The organism is Bradyrhizobium sp. 2TAF36 (assembly GCF_052114925.1).
GTDB lineage: Bacteria > Pseudomonadota > Alphaproteobacteria > Rhizobiales > Xanthobacteraceae > Bradyrhizobium > Bradyrhizobium barranii.
On sequence record NZ_JBFRFR010000010.1, the window covers coordinates 178,389 to 196,370 of the forward strand.

Below are 17,982 nucleotides of genomic sequence, written 5' to 3' on the forward strand. Positions count from 1 at the left end.
GCGTGCATGAAAAGAGCCTGCATGAACAACTGGCCTAAGCTCCTCCTTGCATTCCTGCTCCTGTTTCCCGCCCTCGCCTCCGCGCAGAATTTCCCCGCAAAACCGATCAAGCTGATCGTGCCGTTCCCGGCCGGCGGGCCCAACGACATCATTGCCCGCGTGATCGGCCAGCGCATGTCGGAGCTGTCAGGGCAGCCGGTGCTGATCGACAACCGCGGCGGCCAGGGCGGCGTGCTCGGCACCGACGCGGTCTCCAAGGCCGCGCCCGACGGCTACACCATCGCCATCTCCTCAGCCGGCGCGCTCGCGATCAGCCCGAGCATGGAGCGGGTCGCCTACGACACCGCGAGCGACCTCACGCCGGTGACGCTGGTTGCGACCGTGCCGGAAATGCTGGTGGTTGCCACCAACGTGCCCGCAAAGGACATCGGCGAGCTGATCGCGCTCGCCAAGGCGCAGCCCGGAAAGCTCAATTTCGCCTCCTCCGGCCCCGGCAGCCTGCCGCACCTCGCCGGCGAATTGTTCAAGCTGACGGCCAAGATCGACATCGTCCACGTGCCCTATCGTGGCGCTGCTCCCGCGGTGAACGATCTCCTGGGCCAGCAGGTGCAGATGACCTTCCTGGATCTTCCGGTGCTGCTGCCGCAGGTCAAGGCGGGCGCGTTGAAGCCGATCGCGGTCGGCTCGGCCGAGCGCTCCGCGACCGCGCCCGACGTGCCGACCACCGCGGAAGCGGGCTTTGCCGATCTTCGTATCGAGAACTGGTACGGCATGGTGGCGCCGAAGGGCACGCCGAAGGAGATCGTCACCGCGCTGCATGGCCTGGCGACGAAGGCCATGGCGGATCCGGCCGTAAAGGAAAAGCTCGCCGCCCAAGGCGCGACCCTGATTGGCGACGAGCCGGAGCATTTTCGCAGCTTCATCGCGGACGAGACCGCGAAGTGGGCGAAGGTGATCAAGGATGCCGGAGTCGAGACGGCGAAGTAGCGCGCGGTAGGCGAACGGCCTCACAACGCGACAGGTGCGTTCCCTCCCCCCTTGCGGGGGAGGGCCAGGGAGAGGGGTCCACACGGGGACTCCATCGATCTCTCTTCTTCGCGACAGAGACACCTTTTTCTGGGTACCCCTCTCCCCCTCCCTCCCCCGCAAGGGGGGAGGGAGCGCAGTTGTGCGCACCGCCGCAACGTAGGCTCACATCAAAAAGCCGCCCTCACGCCGCCTCTGCCCTTAAATGCTCCACCAGCATCTTGGCCGGCCTTGGCAGCGCCTTGAAGCTGCGGGCGCAGATCACGAGCTTGCGGTTGGCGAAGGCATCACGCAGGCGGACCATGGCCAGCGGCAYCAGCTTGGCGCAGCGGCGGGCGGCGGATATCGGCACCAGGGCGATGCCGACGTCAGCGGCGACCATCTGACAGATCGCGTCGAAATCGCGCAGACGCGCACGGTAATGCGGACGCATGCCGAGCCGGGCGGCGTGCTTCGAAATGTGCATCTGGAGTGCAGTGGCGCTGGTGAGCCCGACGAATTCGCAATCCCGCGTCTCCTGAAAATCGATCTGGCGACGGCCCGCGAACGGGCCGCGCCGCGACGTCACCAATGTCAGGTGGTCCTCGCTGAAGACGAAACGCTCGATATGATCAGGCAGCGCGTGCTCGGCGGCAAAGCCGAGATCGGCGGCACCGGCGGTGATTGCTGCCGCGATATCGGTGCTCTCGCGCTCCTCGATGTCGATGGCGACGTCGCGATGCTCGCGCAGGAAACCCGCCAGCGCCTTCGGCAGATGCTCCGACAGCCCCGAGGTGTTGACGAGAAAATGCACACTCGCGCGCACGCCGCTGGCAAAGCCGGCGAGATCGCCGCGCAGGGCGTCGACCTGGTGCATCACGACCCGTGCATGATCGAGCAGGCTCTCGCCCGCCGCAGTCAGCTCGACACCGCGCCGCCCACGCTTGAGCAGCGCGACGCCGAGCGCGTCCTCGAGCCCTTTGATGCGCGCGCTGGCAGAGGCCAAGGCGAGATTCGATCGCTCGGCGCCGCGCGTGATGCTGCGCTGGTCGGCAACCGCGATGAAGAGCTGGAGGTCGACGAGGTCGAAGCGCATGGTCGGATTCTCCTCAGCCTCCGCCAGGAACGAAGGCTGTCTCCGTAACCTTCAGATTGTGCCCGCGCGCGGCTTCGGTCAATGTGCAAGATATGATTGACCCGCTCCTCATCCTCATCGCCGCCGTCTTCCTGATCGCCGGATTCGTCAAGGGCGTGGTCGGGCTCGGCCTGCCGACCGTGTCCATGGGCCTGCTCGCGGTGAACATGGCGCCGAGCCGCGCGATCGCCATCGTGATCGTGCCCGCCATCGTCACCAATATCTGGCAGACCTTCGCCGGCCCCTATCTGCGCGACATCCTGAGGCGGCTGTGGCCRCTGATGATCGGCACCGTGATCGGATGCTGGCTCAATGCCGGCGCGCTGACCGGCCCGCATGCCCGTTACGGCACGATCGTGCTCGGAATCCTGCTCGTGATCTACGCGATCATCGGGCTCAGCAAATTCAAGTTCCACGTCGCGCCGCAGAACGAGAAATGGGTCGGCGGCGTGGTCGGCGTGATCACCGGCGTGATCTCGGCCTCGACAGGCGTGCAGGTGATCCCCTCGATGCCGTTCATGCAGGCGATCGGCATGGAGAAGGACGAACTGGTGCAGGCGCTCGGCGTGTTCTTCACGACCGCGACGCTGGCGCTCGCCTTCAATCTCACCGCCGGCGRCTTGCTGACGCCGGCGAACGCCGTGCCGGGCGCCGTGGGCATGGCCATGGCCTTTGCCGGCATGTTCGTCGGCCAGTCGGTGCGGGCGCGGATGCCGGCGGAAGCGTTTCGCCGCTGGTTCCTGATCGCGATGATCCTGCTCGGCATTTATCTCGCCGGCAGCGCGCTGCTGAAGGAGTTCGCCTGAGGCCTACGATTTGGGCTCGTAGCCCGGCACCCATTTTTCGTGCTGGGGCAGATCGTCCTGGATCGTCCACCACGGTGCGCGCGACGAGGTGAAGACGTGGAGGCGGGGCCTGACATCGGGATCGTCATCGAGCAGGCCGGCGGGAATGCTGACGGTCGGCAGATAACTCGCCTTGCCCGGCGTCAGGCAGCCGCAGGTCTTGCAGCGATGGCGGAAGCTCCCCGGCGCGGATTCGTAAGCCACCGTCATGTCCTCGCCGGCAACAAAGCGAAACTTGTCGGCATCGACATGGGCGTAGGTGGCGAAGGCGGCACCGGTCAGCTTGCGGCAATTGGCGCAATGACAATGCGTGAGCGCACGCACCTGATCGATCTCGAAACGCACGGCGCCGCATAGGCAGCTTCCACGAACCATCGAAACCTCCCCGCGCGGCCTCTATCGGGCCGACTGCATGCCGGACCAGTCATCCGTTCGAATGAGTTATCGCGTCTCCAGCATGGCGACGCGGATGCCGAGATAGATGAAGAGGCCGCCGAGCGCGCGGTTCACCCAGGCGATCGCGCCCTCAGACTTGCGCAGCCGGTGGGCCGCCCTTGCCGCGAACGCCGCCAGCACCAGGCACCACAACGTTCCCGTAAAGATGAAGATCAGGCCGAGCGTCAGGAAGGCGAGCGGCTTGTGCGGGGAATCGGCTGCGACGAATTGCGGCAGGAAGGCCAGGAAGAACAGCGCGACCTTGGGATTGAGCGCGTTGGTGAAGACGCCCTGGAGGAAGACCCGCCGCAGCGGGCTCCGCTCCGGCTCGTCGATGGCTGCGGCCAGCGCCGGGCGCGACCACAGCATCTGAAGTCCCGTCACGACGAGATAGGCCGCACCGACCAGCTTCAGGATCGAGAAGGCGGTCGATGAGGCCATCAGCAGCGCCGAAAGGCCGATTGCCGCGCCCGCGACGTGGAAAAAGCAGCCAAAACTGATGCCGAGCGCGGCCGCGGCGCCGCCCCGCCAGCCCATCTGCATGCTGCGGCCGATCACGTAGACCGAGTCCGGGCCAGGCGTGATGTTGAGCAATATGCCCGACAGGATGAAGAGCCAGATCTCGTGAATGCCCAGCATGTGAGGTGCCCCCGTCAGCCTTGAAAGGCGGGCTTATTCGGTTCGGCCGCCGCCGTCCACCGCCAGGATTGCGGAGAATTTACCTCAAATTTGCAATGCGGATCATGCTTTCGCCCGGCCTTATCTGCTCTATAAAGGCAGGGTTCTTGGAAATGCGGGATTCGAGGCGACTGCCACGCGGGGGCCGGTCATCGATCCCTTGGAGCTCCGGATTATGGAAAGACGTCTGGCCGCCATCGTCTGCGCCGATGTCGCCGGCTATTCGCGCATGATGGGCAGCGACGAGGCCGGCACCCATGCCGCCTTCAAGGCCCATCGCAGCGCGATCCATCCCATCATCCTCAACCATGGCGGCCGCGTCGTCAAAAACACCGGCGACGGCTTCCTGTTGGAGTTCCCGAGCATCGTCGGCGCTGTCGAGGCCGCGATCGCGATGCAGACGCTGATGGCGGAGCGCAACCATCACCTGCCGGCCGAGCGCGCCATGCAGTTTCGCCTCGGCATCCACATGGGCGACGTCATCGCCGACGAGGACGAGGTATTCGGTGACGACGTCAACATTGCCGTCCGCCTCGAAGCGGTGGCGAGCCCCGGCGGCTTCGCCATCTCGGCCAAGGCCTACCGGGAGGCGAGCAAGCACCTGACCGCGCTGCTGGTCGATGCCGGCAACCATCGCTTCAAGAACATCAAGGACCCGATCGGGGTCTGGACCTGGATGCCCGAGGGTGCGCCGGCGCTCGCGCCCGAGCTCCGGGAGGCGTCGGTGCTGTCGCAGCAGTACCGCACAGCGATCGTCGGCGTGCTGCCCTTCGCCAATCTCAGCGACGCCCAGGACGAATATTTCTCCGACGGCCTCACCGAGGATCTGATCCACGCGCTGTCGCTGCAATCCTTCTATCGCGTGCTGAGCCGCAACTCGACCTTCGCGTTCAAGGGCAAGAACACCAGCACCCGCCTGATCGCGCGCGAGATCGATGCCACCTATCTGATCCAGGGCTCGGTGCGGCGCGCCGGAGCCAAGATCCGCGTCACCGCCGAGCTGGTCGCGCCGGAGACCGGCGAGCAGCTCTGGACCGGCCGCTACGACCGCGACATCGGCGAACTGTTCGCGATGCAGGACGAGATCACCACCAATCTGTCCGCCRCCATCGCCACCGAGATCGTCCGTGCCGAGGCCTCGGCGCCGGCGCGGCTCTCCACCGACGTGACCGCCTGGGACCGCTTCCTCAAGGGGCTGTCGCACTACTACCGGCAGACCAAGGAGGACCTGGCCACCGCCGTCGACCTGTTCCGCGAAGCCATCAGCCTCGACCCCAAACTGTCGATCGCGCACGCCTATCTCGCCACGATCCAGATCCAGAGCATCCAGTTCGGGTGGGTCAAGGGCACGCGCGAGATGTGGGCCGAGGCGATGGCCCTCGCCGAGACCAGCGTCCGGCTCGACCCGCGCTCCTCCTTCGCCTTCTCGATCCTGTCCTGGGCGCATGCCATGGAGGCGCATTACGAGGCCGCGATGGACGCCGCCAAGCGCGCGGTCGCGCTCAACCCCTACGACAACGGCGCACGCGGCGTGCTCGGCATCTGCCATTTCGTCATCGGCGAGCACCGCGAGGCGATCGAGCTGTTTTCGATGGCCGCGCAGCGCGACAACAGCGACCCGCGCTACCAATGGGCCGCGCTGAACGCCTTCAGCCATTATCTGCTGGGGCAATACGACGCGACCCTGTCCTGGGCGCGCGAGCAGCTCTACATCAACCCGAACCACATGCAGGCGCTGGCGATCCGTGCCGCGGCGCTGGCACAGTTGGGTCGGGACGATGAGGCTGGCGAGGCCGTCGGCGTGCTGATGCGCAACTACCCGACGCTGAATGTCGATCGTCACTTGCGCAATTTCCACTGGAAGCGGCCCGAGGACCTTGCCCATTACCGCGAGGGGCTTCTGAACGCGGGCGTGCCGCTCAGCAAGCTGACCCTGGTGCAAAGCGACGTCAAACGCGCGGCCGAGTCCTGACAGGCGGGCCTTCTCGGTCTCGACCCAGCCCCTTCGCAAAACGCGGGCCGGCTTTTATTGACAGGACCGTGAATTCAGCCACACTTCTTTACACGCTGAAGTAGTATAAGCTGCTGTCGGTTTGTTAGGACTTTCCGCGCTCTATCGGCGCGTCTTCATTTCACGATTCGCTGTTTTCAGGATTTTGGGCCATGAACGACCCCGCCTCGAAGCCTCCCTTCGATCCCTCGATCCAGGTCTCGCCAGACAATCCCTGCCCCTTCCTGCGCGGCCTGGTCGGCGAAGGCTTCGTCGAAGGCGGGACCGTCCCGATCGGCAAGCTATCGCAGACGATCGCGAATGCGAGCGGCGACAAGGGGCTGATGAAGACGGTGGCCCGCGTCGAGACCCGCGGCATCGCGCTGATCGCCAACGGCTTCGGTCACATCCTGAAGAGCATCTTTTCGGGCGCACAGCTCGATGCCCTGCGCGGCGGCCCCCTGGACAAGCGCGGCGCCGGTTCGCGCATCCTCGGCGTCGACGGCAAGGTCAATGAGGATCAGATCGCCCGCCTGGCCAGCTTCGGCAGGGACTATACCGATCCGAACGGCGGCGGCACCGAGCCCGGCATCAACGCGTCGGARATACAAACTTACATGCGCGACAACCTCAAGCGCGCCGGGAGCACTGCGCGCTGGTACTATCGGATCTTGATGCAGTTCGAATGGCCCATCCTGCTGAAGATCATGGGCAAGGGCGAAGGCGAGAACCGCTATCTCGCCATCGCCGACGTGCGTACGCTGTTCAACGAGCGCAAATTCCCTGACAGGATCACGCAGCGAGTCGTCAGCCAGCCGGTCACCCCGCCCTCGCTCATATGGCGCGTTGCCGGCGGGTTAGTCGCCGCGCTGCTCGTCTTTGGCGTCGTGGCGCTGCGCTTTCCCGATCAATTCCAGCCGATGCTGCCCGGCATCCTCGGTGACCTCGTGGCGCCGCCATTGCCGAAGCTTGTCGAACCGCGGGCCGCGTACTGGCTCGAGCAAAACTGGGCGCTGGAGGACCGGCACTGGTTTCATCACGCCAGCCAGGGCACCGCGACCTTCCCGGTGCCCTACAGCTGGTTCATGGCGCTCGAGCAGCCGCGGCTTCATTTCTTCGCAAAGCCCGGGATGCTGCATGACAGCGACCATCTGCAGCGCTTCGGCTTCATCCCGAGCCCGCAGACGATCAACACCGACGACGCCACGCTGCGCCGGTTCGGCTACGCCAATGTCTACGACAAGACCAAGCCGGTGCCGGCGCGGCTTTGGGATCCGCCGGTTAACTGGGGCGCCCAGGCTGAAAACGTCGACGGCCTGCCCGTCGGCTTTGCTCGCATGACCGGCGTACCCGATCCTGCGACCGGCCAGGTCGGCGACGACCGGATCGGCCTGACCTGCGCCGCCTGCCACACCGGCCAGATTCACTACAAAGGCATCGACATCCGTTTCGACGGCGGCCCGGCGATGACCGACCTGAGGAAGCTCGAGGTCACGACGGGTCTGTCGATCGCCTACACGCTCCTCGTGCCGGGTCGCTTTACGCGCTTCGCCGACCGTGTGCTCGGCCCCTCCGCCAGCGATGCGGATCGCGACGCGCTGAAGCAGAAGCTGCGCACGATCAGCACGTTCCTGATCGACTGGGAGAAGACCTACGCGAAAACCATCGACGGCAAGACGAGGTTCAACGAGAAGACGAAGCGGGAAGAGAAGCAGCAGGACACCGAGGAAGGATACGGCCGTCTCGACGCGCTCAACCGCATCGGCAATCAGGTCTTCGCCCAGGACATGACGCTCAGYGGCCTCAGCGGCTTCGAAAAGAATCTGCATGCCAAGGACGCGCCGGTCAGCTTCCCGCCGATCTGGACCGTGCCCTGGCTCAAATTCGCGCAATATGACGCGTCCATCGAACAACCGCTGATCCGCAACGCCGGCGAAGCGCTGGGCGTGACGGCGCTGCTCAATCTGTCCGACAATACCCCCAAGGACACGCTGTTCCGCTCGTCGATGGATATCAAGAACCTGAACTGGATCGAGGATCTGCTGAAGGGGTCGGCGCCCTATCCGAAAAAGCAGCTCTCCGGACTGACATCACCGAAATGGCCGTCCGACATCTTCGGCGACAATGCCTGGAAGATCGATGGCGAGCGCGTCAAGAACGGCCGCAAGCTCTACGCGCAGATCTGCGTCGAATGCCATCTCGGGCCGGTCAACGATCCCGTGTTCGACACCGAGTTTCCGGACCAGAGCATCTGGTCCTCGTCGCGCTGGGAGACCATCGGCAAAGACAAATTCCTGAACGAGGTCCAGAAAAGCGTCAAAGGCATGGGCACCGATCCCGCTCAGGCCAGTGTGCTGGCGACGCGGACGGTTCAGGTCCCGGGCTTTCTCGAGCTCGATCCCACGCAGAAGCTCAATGCCTGGTGGAGCTGCAATCTGCCGGCTATCTCCTCGACCGACATGCCGTACTCGGTCGGGCTGATGGTGCTCGTCGACATCGTCAGCCGCAAAGCGATGGACGATGCGAAGATCGACCCGAAGGTTCAGCAGGCCTGGTGGGGCGAGCGCAAAAACTGCCCGAATCCCGGTCCGCAGCCGGCCGAGGCGAAGGAGCCGCCGCCCTGGTATCGCGCGCGCCCGCTCAACGGCGTCTGGGCCACCGCGCCTTACCTGCACAACGGATCGGTGCCCTCGCTCTACTGGATGCTGAGCCCCGCGGCCGAGCGCCCCAAATCGTTCTGCATGGGTGGTGGTCGCGACTACGATCCGAAGCAGGTCGGCTTCGCGGTCGTCGACGGCGAGAGCTGCAAGACCGGGCAGTCGCGCTTCTCGACGCGAGCGTCTGATGGCACCGAGACCTTCGGCAACAGCAATGCCGGCCACTCGTTCGATGGCACGCCGGGCCCCGGCAAGGACGGCACCATCGGCCGCGTGCTCAAGGAGCAAGAGCGCTACGATCTGATCGAATATCTGAAGACGCTGTGAGGCAGAGAAGGTTCATCGTCATGGCCGGGCTTGTCCCGGCCATCCACGTTCTTTGATCGCGCAACAAGGCGTGGATGCCCGGGACAGGCCCGGGCATGACGGAGATTGTGGAACGATCAGCCGTCCTCAGGAAGCTTCCACCCCGTCACTTGAACAGCGGCGTGCCCGGCACGAAGGCGTCGAAGGCGGCCCAGAACTGGGAGCGGTAGCGGTCCTGCTCCTGGAGGATCTCGTGCTTGGCGCCGGCGATCACGAGATGGGAGCCGGCGCGCAAATGATAGGCGAACTCCTCGATCGCCGCGGTCGAGACCACGGTGTCGCTGGAGGCCGCCAGCATCAGGATCGGCTGGCGGATCTGGGAAGGGTAGTTCTTGCCCTTGAAGGTGTTCATGGCGTGGAAGGCGGTATCGGCCCAGGCGACCGTCGGTGACGCGAGCCCGAGCGTCGGATCCTCCTCCAGGATCGCGGCATTACGCGCATAGCGCACGGGATCGCTGGTCAGCGGATTGTTGATGAAGGGATTGAGCCCGGTGATGTGGTCGCTGCCGCCGGGGACATAGCGACCGCCCATCCCCATCAGGCGCATCGTCTTCAGCAGCGCCCGCGCCGGAAACGAGGTGGCGCGGCCGGGCAGGTCGATCATCGGCGCCGACAGCACCATGCGGTCGAACCAGCGCTTGCCGGCATGCGCCACCCGCAGCATCACGGTGCCGCCCATGGAATGGGCGAGCGCGAAGAAGGGCGGCGGGCAATCCGGCAGCACCACCTGCTGCACGAAGGTCTCGACGTCGATCTCGAAATCGGAGAAGTCGCGCACATAGCCCTTGCGCGGATCGCGCAGGCGGCGCGAGGAGTGGCCCTGCCCGCGCCAGTCGATCATCGCCACCGCAAAGCCGCGGTCGCGCAGGTCGCGCACGGTCTCGAAATATTTCTCGATCTGCTCGCTGCGTCCGGTGAAGACGCAGACCGTGCCCTTGCGGTTCGCCGGCGGCGCCCAGCGCGCAAAGCGCAGCTCGGCGCCATCGGGCGTCTTGATGGTGCCGCTGACGACGTCTTCGGGAACGGGATTGGACGGAATCGAGATCAGCGTCATTGGGCGAGAAATGCTGCAAATCAAGGGGCTGGAGCGCCGAAAAGGCGCAACTTGCCGCCCTCTTGAACGCCGTTCCCCTGAACCCATATCACCATGGTGCAGGCCGCTACCAGTGTTTCGGAACCGGAACATTAGGCTGCACACAGACTAAAGCCCGGCCCGATTGGCGGGCGGGTTACCAACAGTCGCTCAATGGAGGACTAGACCATGCGTACCTACGACCTGACTCCGTTTTACCGTTCCACTGTCGGCTTCGACCGCCTCTTCAGCCTACTCGACCAGGCCGGTTCGGACGGCAGCCCCGGTTATCCCCCCTACAACATCGAGCGTACCGGCGAGAACACCTACCGCATCACGGTTGCGGTGTCCGGCTTCGCCAAGGACGAGCTCTCCCTCGTCGCGAAGGAAAACACGCTGACGATCAAGGGCGAGAAAGTCGCCAACGAGCAATCGAAGTCCGAAGTGCTCTACCGCGGCATCGCCGCGCGTGCCTTCGAGCGCGCCTTCCAGCTTGCCGACTTCGTGCAGGTGAAGGACGCCTCGCTCGAGAACGGGCTGCTTCACGTCGACCTTGTGCGCGAGATTCCCGAAGCCAAGAAGCCGCGCCAGATCGCCATCAACGCGGGCGCGCCGAAGGCGCAGGTGATCGAGAGTTCGGTCGCCGCCTAAGCACGTCGACAGCCACCAAGTTGCGAAAACGCCCCGGTGCCCCGGGGCGTTTTTTTCGTTTTGCATCGCATCACAGAACGGTGAGGACATGTAACGCCGCGACCACGCGCTCCGTCCTTTGGGCATCGCAGCAAAAACAATACGGAGCACGATCATGTCACTTTGGCGCAGCCTTCTCATCGCCGCGAGCCTGCTGGCGGCCCCCATCAGCCTGGCTCACGCGCAGACGCCGCAGACGGTGAAAGCCAAGAACGTCGTGCTGGTGCACGGCGCCTGGGCCGACGGATCGAGCTGGTCGGAGGTGATCCCGATCCTCCAGGCCGCGGGCCTGCACGTCACCGCCGTGCAAAATCCGCTGTCGTCGCTTGCGGACTCCGTCGAGGCGACCAAGCGCGCGCTGGCCGAACAGGACGGCCCGACGGTGCTGGTCGCGCATTCCTGGGGCGGCACCGTGATCAGCCAGGTCGGTAACGACCCGAAGGTCACCGGCCTCGTCTACGTCGCCGCACGCGCGCCCGATGCGAACGAAGACTTCGTCGCGCTGTCGAAGCAGTTTCCGGCAGGCCCGGCCCGCGCCGGCATCGTCGAGCGCGACGGCTACACAAAGCTCTCTGAAGACGCCTTCCTGAAGTATTTTGCCAATGGCGTGAAGCCGGAGCAGGCCAGGGAGCTCTACGCCGTGCAATGGCCGACCGCCGCCTCGATCTTCGCCGGCCGCACCACGGAAGCTGCATGGCACACGAAGCCGAGCTGGTACGCGGTATCGAAGAACGACGGCACCATCAATCCCGATTTCGAACGCTTCCTCGCCAAGCGCATGAACGCAACCACGATCGAGCTCGATGCCGGCCACCTCTCGCTGGTGTCGCATCCGAAGGACGTGGCGAATCTGATCCTGGAAGCCGCGGGGTATCCGCGCAGCTGAGCGCGCGATTGCCGCAATGAAAAAGCGCCCGCGATTTTCGGGCGCTTTTTTTTGCTCAGGTCTCCGTCCGGAGCGTGGCGCGCAGTCGCGTCAAGCGAGCGCGCGCTAGTCCAGCCCCTGCGCCGCCGGCATCTCCTGCGTCGGCATGATAGTCGGAGCCGGCTTGGCCTGACCGACGGTTGGCGCGGCGGTTTGCGGTGGTGCGGCTTCGGCGGGCTTTGCCTGCACGGCAGCGGTCTGTTGGGCGGGCTGCGCCTGCGGCGCTTGTACCTGCTGCGGAGCTGGCGCGGCCGGCTTGGTGGCGGCGACAGGCGCCTCGCCGCGGCGCGGGGCGGCCTTCGGCAGCGGCACGGTGCGGCTGGCGACATGCGGGATCGAGGCCGGCGGACGCGGCGGGCCGCTGCGGACCATGGTCGGCGGCGGCAGCGCGCTTTGCGGACGGTAAGGTGCAACCGTCGGCACCTCATCACTGGGGGCCATGCCGAAGGCGTCAGCGGCCGGCATGAAGCGCAAAATTCGCCCGTCGCGGGCATCGATCACCAGCCGGCCGTCGTCGCCGCGGCGGTCGATCACCGCGATGGTGTAGACGCCGCCGCGCAGGCGCGGGATGCCAAGCGGAGAGAAGCCGTTGTCGCGCAGCACGGCGTAGACCTCGGTCGGCGGCAGCAGCGCCGGTGCCGGACCGCGCTCCTCGTAGCCAAAGCCGTAACCGTAGCGCGGCGGCGGCGCGGCTTCCGGCGGCCCATAGGGTCCGTCGAAATCCGAGACCGCGATATAGGCGCCCCGCGCAGCGCCGTTGGCCGGAACTTGTGCCTCGACGGCCGTTGCCACCAGCGCCAGCGTGGCAGCGGCCACACATCCTGTGAAAAACTTCATGGTCGACACGCTCCTGTCAGGCCCCCGAATGCCTCGCGCTCTTTCGCTTCTTGCGGCGTGGCGCGCCTTTCGAAGGGCTGATCCGAAGCTTCATTCGGGATTTCGGCATCGGCAGGGCCGGATCAGGGCGCGTTTGCTTCAAAACCGGGGCCGCGTGCCATGCGGAAAGCGCTGATTGACACTCTGGGAATCGGGACTTCCGCGCGCTTGTGTGATAGACAAAAATTTGGCAAGGTGATGGTTAGGACAGGAAGACTGTCTCAATTTTGCTTGCAGTTCCGGCATACGGATTGCAACGAAAGTCGGTGCTTTCGAGCGCCAGGAAGGCAACAGGCAAAGCCGTTCTCGGGGACGAAGAACGCCTTGGCCTGAATTTAAGAAAATGCGGCTCGCAGCGGACGAGCGGTGACCCAGAGGCGGGTGCCGCGGAACGCCCAAGGTGCGCCGAAGATAGCGGTGAGGCAGCTTGCCGCATGGAGAGGATTGGAACAATGAACGGGTCGCAATTCGAGCGCGCAAACATCGTGGCAGAAGAACTGTCGGCGACGGTCGCCTCGAAAACGACTGATCCGATTCAGGAACACAATTCGCGTCCGCCGGCCGTAGGTCTGTACGATCCGAGCCTGGAAAAGGATTCCTGCGGCGTCGGCTTCATCGCCAACATCAAGGGCAAGAAGTCCCACGAGATCGTCGCGGACGCGCTCAGCATCCTCTGCAACCTCGAGCATCGCGGCGCCGTCGGCGCCGACCCGCGCGCCGGTGACGGCGCCGGCATCCTGGTGCAGATCCCGCACCCCTTCTTCAGCCGCAAGGCCGGGGAGCTCGGCTTCACGTTGCCGGCTCCTGGCGAATATGCCATCGGCGCGCTGTTCATGCCGCGCGACACCGCCTGGCGCAATGTCATCAAGAGCATCATCGCCGACCAGATCAAGGAAGAGGGCCTGACCCTGCTTGGCTGGCGCGACGTGCCGACCGACAATTCCTCGCTCGGCGTCACCGTGAAGCCGACCGAGCCCGCCTGCATGCAGGTGTTCATCGGCCGCAACGGCACCGCCAAGACCGAGGACGATTTCGAGCGCCGGCTCTACATCCTGCGCAAGTCGATCTCGCAGGCGATCTACCAGCGTCGCGACCGCGGCCTTGCGGGCTATTACCCCTGCTCGATGTCGTGCCGCACCGTGATCTACAAGGGCATGTTCCTCGCCGACCAGCTCGGCAAGTACTATCCCGATCTGCACGAGGCGGACTTCGAGAGCGCGCTGGCGCTGGTGCATCAGCGCTTCTCGACCAACACCTTCCCGGCCTGGTCGCTGGCGCATCCCTATCGCATGATCGCGCATAACGGCGAGATCAACACGCTGCGCGGCAACACCAACTGGATGGCGGCGCGCCAGGCTTCCGTGAGCTCCGAGCTCTACGGCAAGGACATCAACCGGCTCTGGCCGATCTCCTACGAAGGCCAGTCGGACACCGCCTGCTTCGACAACGCGCTCGAATTCCTGGTGCAGGGCGGCTACTCGCTGCCTCACGCCGTCATGATGATGATTCCGGAGGCGTGGGCCGGCAATCCTCTGATGGATGAGAAGCGCCGCGCCTTCTACGAATATCACGCCGCCCTGATGGAGCCGTGGGACGGCCCCGCCGCGATCGCCTTTACCGACGGTCGCCAGATCGGCGCTACGCTGGACCGCAACGGGCTGCGTCCGGCGCGCTATCTCGTCACCAAGGACGACCGCATCGTGATGGCGTCCGAGATGGGCGTGCTGACGATCCCCGAGGACCAGATCATCACCAAGTGGCGCTTGCAGCCCGGCAAGATGCTGCTGGTCGACCTCGAGCAGGGCCGCCTGATCCCGGACGACGAGATCAAGGCCGAGCTCGCCCGGAGCCATCCCTACAAGGAGTGGCTGGAGCGGACCCAGATCGTGCTGGAAGAGCTGCCGAAGGTACCGACCACCGGCGTGCGCTCCAACCTGTCGCTGCTCGATCGCCAGCAGGCGTTCGGCTACAGCCAGGAAGACATCTCCATCCTGATGACGCCGATGGCCTCCACCGGCGAGGAAGCCGCGGGCTCGATGGGCAACGACACGCCGATCTCGGCGCTGTCGGACAAGGCCAAGCCGCTGTTCACCTATTTCAAGCAGAACTTCGCGCAGGTCACCAACCCGCCGATCGACCCGATCCGCGAGGAGCTGGTGATGAGCCTCGTCTCCATCATCGGACCGCGGCCGAACCTGTTCGACCTGCAGGGCCTCGCCACCACCAAGCGTCTCGAAGCGCGCCAGCCGATCCTGACCGATGCGGATCTCGAGAAGATCCGCTCGATCTCCGATGTGGCCGAGTCGCACTTCAAGTCGCGCACGCTCGACACCACCTTCCACGCCGGTCTCGGTGCTGCCGGCATGGACCAGGTGCTCGACGAGCTTTGCGCGCGTGCGGAAGCCGCCGTCCGCGAGGGCGTCAACATCATCATCCTGTCCGACCGCATGGTCGGCAGCGACCGGGTGCCGATCCCGGCACTGCTGGCCTGCGCCGCCGTGCATCATCATCTGATCCGCGTCGGACTGCGCACCTCGGTCGGCCTCGTCGTCGAATCCGGCGAGCCGCGCGAAGTGCATCACTTCGCCTGCCTGGCCGGCTACGGCGCCGAAGCGATCAATCCCTATCTGGCGTTCGAAACCATCATCGCGATGAAGGACCGCCTGCCCGGCTCGCTCGACGACTACGAGATCGTCAAGCGCTACATCAAGTCGATCGGCAAGGGCCTGCTCAAGGTGATGTCCAAGATGGGCATCTCGACCTACCAATCCTATTGCGGCGCGCAGATCTTCGACGCCGTCGGCCTCAAGGCGGACTTCGTCGGCAAGTTCTTCGCCGGCACCCATACCCGCGTCGAGGGCGTCGGCCTTGCCGAGATCGCGGAAGAAGCGGTGCGCCGTCATGCCGACGCGTTCGGCGACGCGCAGGTCTACAAGACCGCGCTCGATGTCGGCGGCGAATATGCCTATCGCAGCCGCGGCGAGGACCATGCATGGACCGCGGAGTCGGTCGGGCTGCTCCAGCACGCCGCCCGCGGCAATTCGCTGGAACGCTACCGCGCCTTCGCCAAGATCCTGAACGAGCAGTCGGAGCGGCTGTTGACGCTGCGCGGCCTGTTCCGGATCAAGAACGCGGACGAGGAGAAGCGCAAGCCGATCCCGATCGACCAGGTTGAGTCGGCCAAGGACATCGTCAAGCGCTTCGCCACCGGTGCGATGAGCTTCGGCTCGATCTCGCGCGAGGCGCACACCACGCTCGCGATCGCCATGAACCGGATCGGCGGCAAGTCGAACACCGGCGAAGGCGGCGAGGAAGCCGACCGCTTCAAGCCGATGCCGAACGGCGATTCCATGCGTTCGGCGATCAAGCAGGTCGCCTCGGGCCGCTTCGGCGTCACCACGGAGTATCTCGTCAACTCCGACATGATGCAGATCAAGATGGCGCAGGGYGCCAAGCCYGGCGARGGCGGCCAGCTGCCCGGCCACAAGGTCGACGCGACCATCGCCAAGGTTCGTCACTCGACGCCGGGCGTCGGCCTGATTTCGCCGCCGCCGCATCACGACATCTACTCGATCGAGGATCTGGCGCAGCTCATCTACGACCTCAAGAACGTCAACCCGACGGGCGACGTCTCGGTCAAACTGGTCTCCGAGATCGGCGTCGGCACGGTCGCCGCCGGCGTTGCCAAGGCGCGCGCCGACCATGTCACCATCGCGGGCTTCGAGGGCGGCACCGGCGCTTCGCCGCTGACCTCGATCAAGCACGCCGGCTCGCCCTGGGAGATCGGCCTTGCCGAAACCCACCAGACCTTGGTGCGCGAGCGGCTGCGCAGCCGCATCGTGGTCCAGGTCGACGGCGGCTTCCGCACCGGCCGTGACGTCGTGATCGGCGCGCTKYTRGGSGCYGACGAGTTCGGCTTCGCCACSGCRCCGCTGRTSGCSGMSGGCTGCATCATGATGCGCAAGTGCCATCTCAACACCTGCCCGGTCGGCGTCGCGACCCAGGACCCGGTCCTGCGCAAGCGCTTCACCGGCCAGCCCGAGCACGTGATCAACTACTTCTTCTTCGTCGCCGAGGAAGTCCGCGAGATCATGGCATCGCTCGGCTTCCGCACCTTCAACGAGATGATCGGCCAGGTTCAGCTGCTCGACCAGACCAGGCTGGTCGCGCACTGGAAGGCCAAGGGCCTCGATTTCTCGAAGCTCTTCGTCAAGCAGAAGGAAGAGAAGGGCCAGAAGATCTATCACTCCGAGCGCCAGAACCATCATCTGGAAGCGGTGCTCGACCGCACGCTGATCGAGAAGGCGACGCCTGCGCTCGACCGCGGCGCGCCGGTGAAGATCGAGGCCAGGATCAACAGCACCAACCGCTCCGCGGGTGCGATGCTGTCGGGCGCGGTCGCCAAGATCTACGGTCATGCCGGCCTGCCGCACGACACGATCCATGTCGGCCTCAAGGGCACCGCCGGCCAGGCGTTCGGCGCGTGGCTGGCGCAAGGCGTCACCTTCGAGCTCGAAGGCGAAGCCAACGACTATGTCGGCAAGGGCCTCTCGGGCGGCAAGATCATCGTCAAGCCCCCCGCCAACAGCGGCATCGTGCCGGAAGAGAGCATCATCGTCGGCAACACGGTGATGTATGGCGCCATCCAGGGCGAGTGCTACTTCCGCGGCGTCGCCGGCGAGCGTTTCGCCGTGCGCAACTCGGGTGCGGTGGCGGTCGTCGAAGGCGCCGGCGATCATTGCTGTGAATACATGACCGGCGGCATCGTGGTCGTGCTCGGCAAGACCGGGCGCAACTTCGCGGCCGGCATGTCCGGCGGCATCGCCTATGTGCTCGACGAGACCGGCGACTTCGACAAGCTTTGCAACATGTCGATGGTCGAGCTCGAGCCGGTGCTGTCGGAAGAGCTGATCAACGCCGGCACCTATAACCACTCGGGTGACCTCGAGGCGCACGGCCGGGTCGACGTGTTCAAGAACCTGCTCGACTCCGATGTCGAGCGCCTGCACGTCCTGATCTCGCGCCATGCGAAAGCGACCGGCTCCAAGCGCGCCGCCGACATCCTTGCCAACTGGAAGGACTGGCTGCCCAAATTCCGCAAGGTGATGCCGGTCGAATACCGGCGCGCGCTGCGCGAAATGGCCGCCAACGCGGACGCCGAGCCGAAAATCGCGATCGGCGCGTAGAGCGATAAGCCCTCATGGTGAGGAGCGCGATAGCTGCGTCTCGAACCATGAGGTCACCAGCGGGGCCTTTCATCCTTCGCGACGCGGCGCCAGTGCGCCGCTCCTCAGGATGAGGGTCTGGC

The 17,982-nt window shown here is 65.4% G+C and carries 12 protein-coding genes; 7 read left to right on the forward strand and 5 right to left on the reverse strand.

Translation table 11 applies throughout. From position 1 onward, the window contains the following. Nucleotides 1-21: 21 nt before the first annotated feature. Nucleotides 22-987: a Bug family tripartite tricarboxylate transporter substrate binding protein gene (locus tag AB4Z51_RS07830; RefSeq protein WP_085398761.1), complete on the forward strand. Its 966-nt coding sequence runs from the start codon at nucleotides 22-24 to the stop codon at nucleotides 985-987. A 223-nt stretch (nucleotides 988-1,210) separates the two neighbouring features. On the opposite strand, the gene AB4Z51_RS07835 is transcribed toward AB4Z51_RS07830, so the two are convergent. Continuing rightward, entirely contained in the window at nucleotides 1,211-2,101 is an 891-nt protein-coding gene (locus AB4Z51_RS07835) for a LysR substrate-binding domain-containing protein (protein WP_441497213.1), read from the reverse strand. Between the two features lie 92 nt (nucleotides 2,102-2,193). On the opposite strand from AB4Z51_RS07835, the gene AB4Z51_RS07840 reads away from it, so the two are divergent. Next, on the forward strand, nucleotides 2,194-2,946 hold the full coding sequence (locus AB4Z51_RS07840; RefSeq protein WP_441497214.1) for a sulfite exporter TauE/SafE family protein: 753 nt from the start codon (nucleotides 2,194-2,196) through the stop codon (nucleotides 2,944-2,946). A gap of 3 nt (nucleotides 2,947-2,949) precedes the next feature. Here AB4Z51_RS07840 and AB4Z51_RS07845 read toward each other — a convergent pair whose 3' ends face one another. Both AB4Z51_RS07845 and AB4Z51_RS07850 read right to left on the reverse strand, forming a co-directional pair. Next, nucleotides 2,950-3,360, reverse strand: coding sequence for a GFA family protein (locus AB4Z51_RS07845; protein ID WP_014491803.1), 411 nt, complete (start codon nucleotides 3,358-3,360; stop codon nucleotides 2,950-2,952). 66 nt (nucleotides 3,361-3,426) lie between these two features. Next, the gene (locus AB4Z51_RS07850) at nucleotides 3,427-4,059 is read right to left on the reverse strand and encodes a LysE family translocator (RefSeq protein ID WP_071909427.1); all 633 of its coding nucleotides are present in this window, start codon (nucleotides 4,057-4,059) and stop codon (nucleotides 3,427-3,429) included. A 214-nt stretch (nucleotides 4,060-4,273) separates the two neighbouring features. On the opposite strand from AB4Z51_RS07850, the gene AB4Z51_RS07855 reads away from it, so the two are divergent. After that, nucleotides 4,274-6,070: an adenylate/guanylate cyclase domain-containing protein gene (locus AB4Z51_RS07855; RefSeq protein WP_441497215.1), complete on the forward strand. Its 1,797-nt coding sequence runs from the start codon at nucleotides 4,274-4,276 to the stop codon at nucleotides 6,068-6,070. 191 nt (nucleotides 6,071-6,261) lie between these two features. Next, nucleotides 6,262-9,072 (forward strand): di-heme-cytochrome C peroxidase, encoded by a 2,811-nt coding sequence (locus AB4Z51_RS07860; RefSeq protein WP_085398758.1) that lies wholly within the window; start codon nucleotides 6,262-6,264, stop codon nucleotides 9,070-9,072. Between the two features lie 145 nt (nucleotides 9,073-9,217). On the opposite strand, the gene AB4Z51_RS07865 is transcribed toward AB4Z51_RS07860, so the two are convergent. Then, nucleotides 9,218-10,165 (reverse strand): alpha/beta fold hydrolase, encoded by a 948-nt coding sequence (locus tag AB4Z51_RS07865; RefSeq protein ID WP_028148092.1) that lies wholly within the window; start codon nucleotides 10,163-10,165, stop codon nucleotides 9,218-9,220. A 207-nt stretch (nucleotides 10,166-10,372) separates the two neighbouring features. On the opposite strand from AB4Z51_RS07865, the gene AB4Z51_RS07870 reads away from it, so the two are divergent. Continuing rightward, nucleotides 10,373-10,834, forward strand: a complete 462-nt coding sequence (locus AB4Z51_RS07870) for an Hsp20 family protein (RefSeq protein ID WP_441497216.1) — start codon at nucleotides 10,373-10,375, stop codon at nucleotides 10,832-10,834. A 154-nt stretch (nucleotides 10,835-10,988) separates the two neighbouring features. Further along, entirely contained in the window at nucleotides 10,989-11,759 is a 771-nt protein-coding gene (locus tag AB4Z51_RS07875) for an alpha/beta fold hydrolase (RefSeq protein ID WP_085398757.1), read from the forward strand. Between the two features lie 105 nt (nucleotides 11,760-11,864). Here the strand turns inward: AB4Z51_RS07875 and AB4Z51_RS07880 are convergent, their stop codons facing one another. Then, a complete protein-coding gene (locus AB4Z51_RS07880) occupies nucleotides 11,865-12,635 on the reverse strand; it encodes a hypothetical protein (protein ID WP_085398756.1) in 771 nt (256 codons plus the stop codon). 491 nt (nucleotides 12,636-13,126) lie between these two features. Here AB4Z51_RS07880 and gltB point away from each other — a divergent pair, with 491 nt between their 5' ends. Beyond that, nucleotides 13,127-17,860: a glutamate synthase large subunit gene (gltB, locus tag AB4Z51_RS07885; protein WP_441497217.1), complete on the forward strand. Its 4,734-nt coding sequence runs from the start codon at nucleotides 13,127-13,129 to the stop codon at nucleotides 17,858-17,860. Nucleotides 17,861-17,982 lie beyond the last annotated feature (122 nt).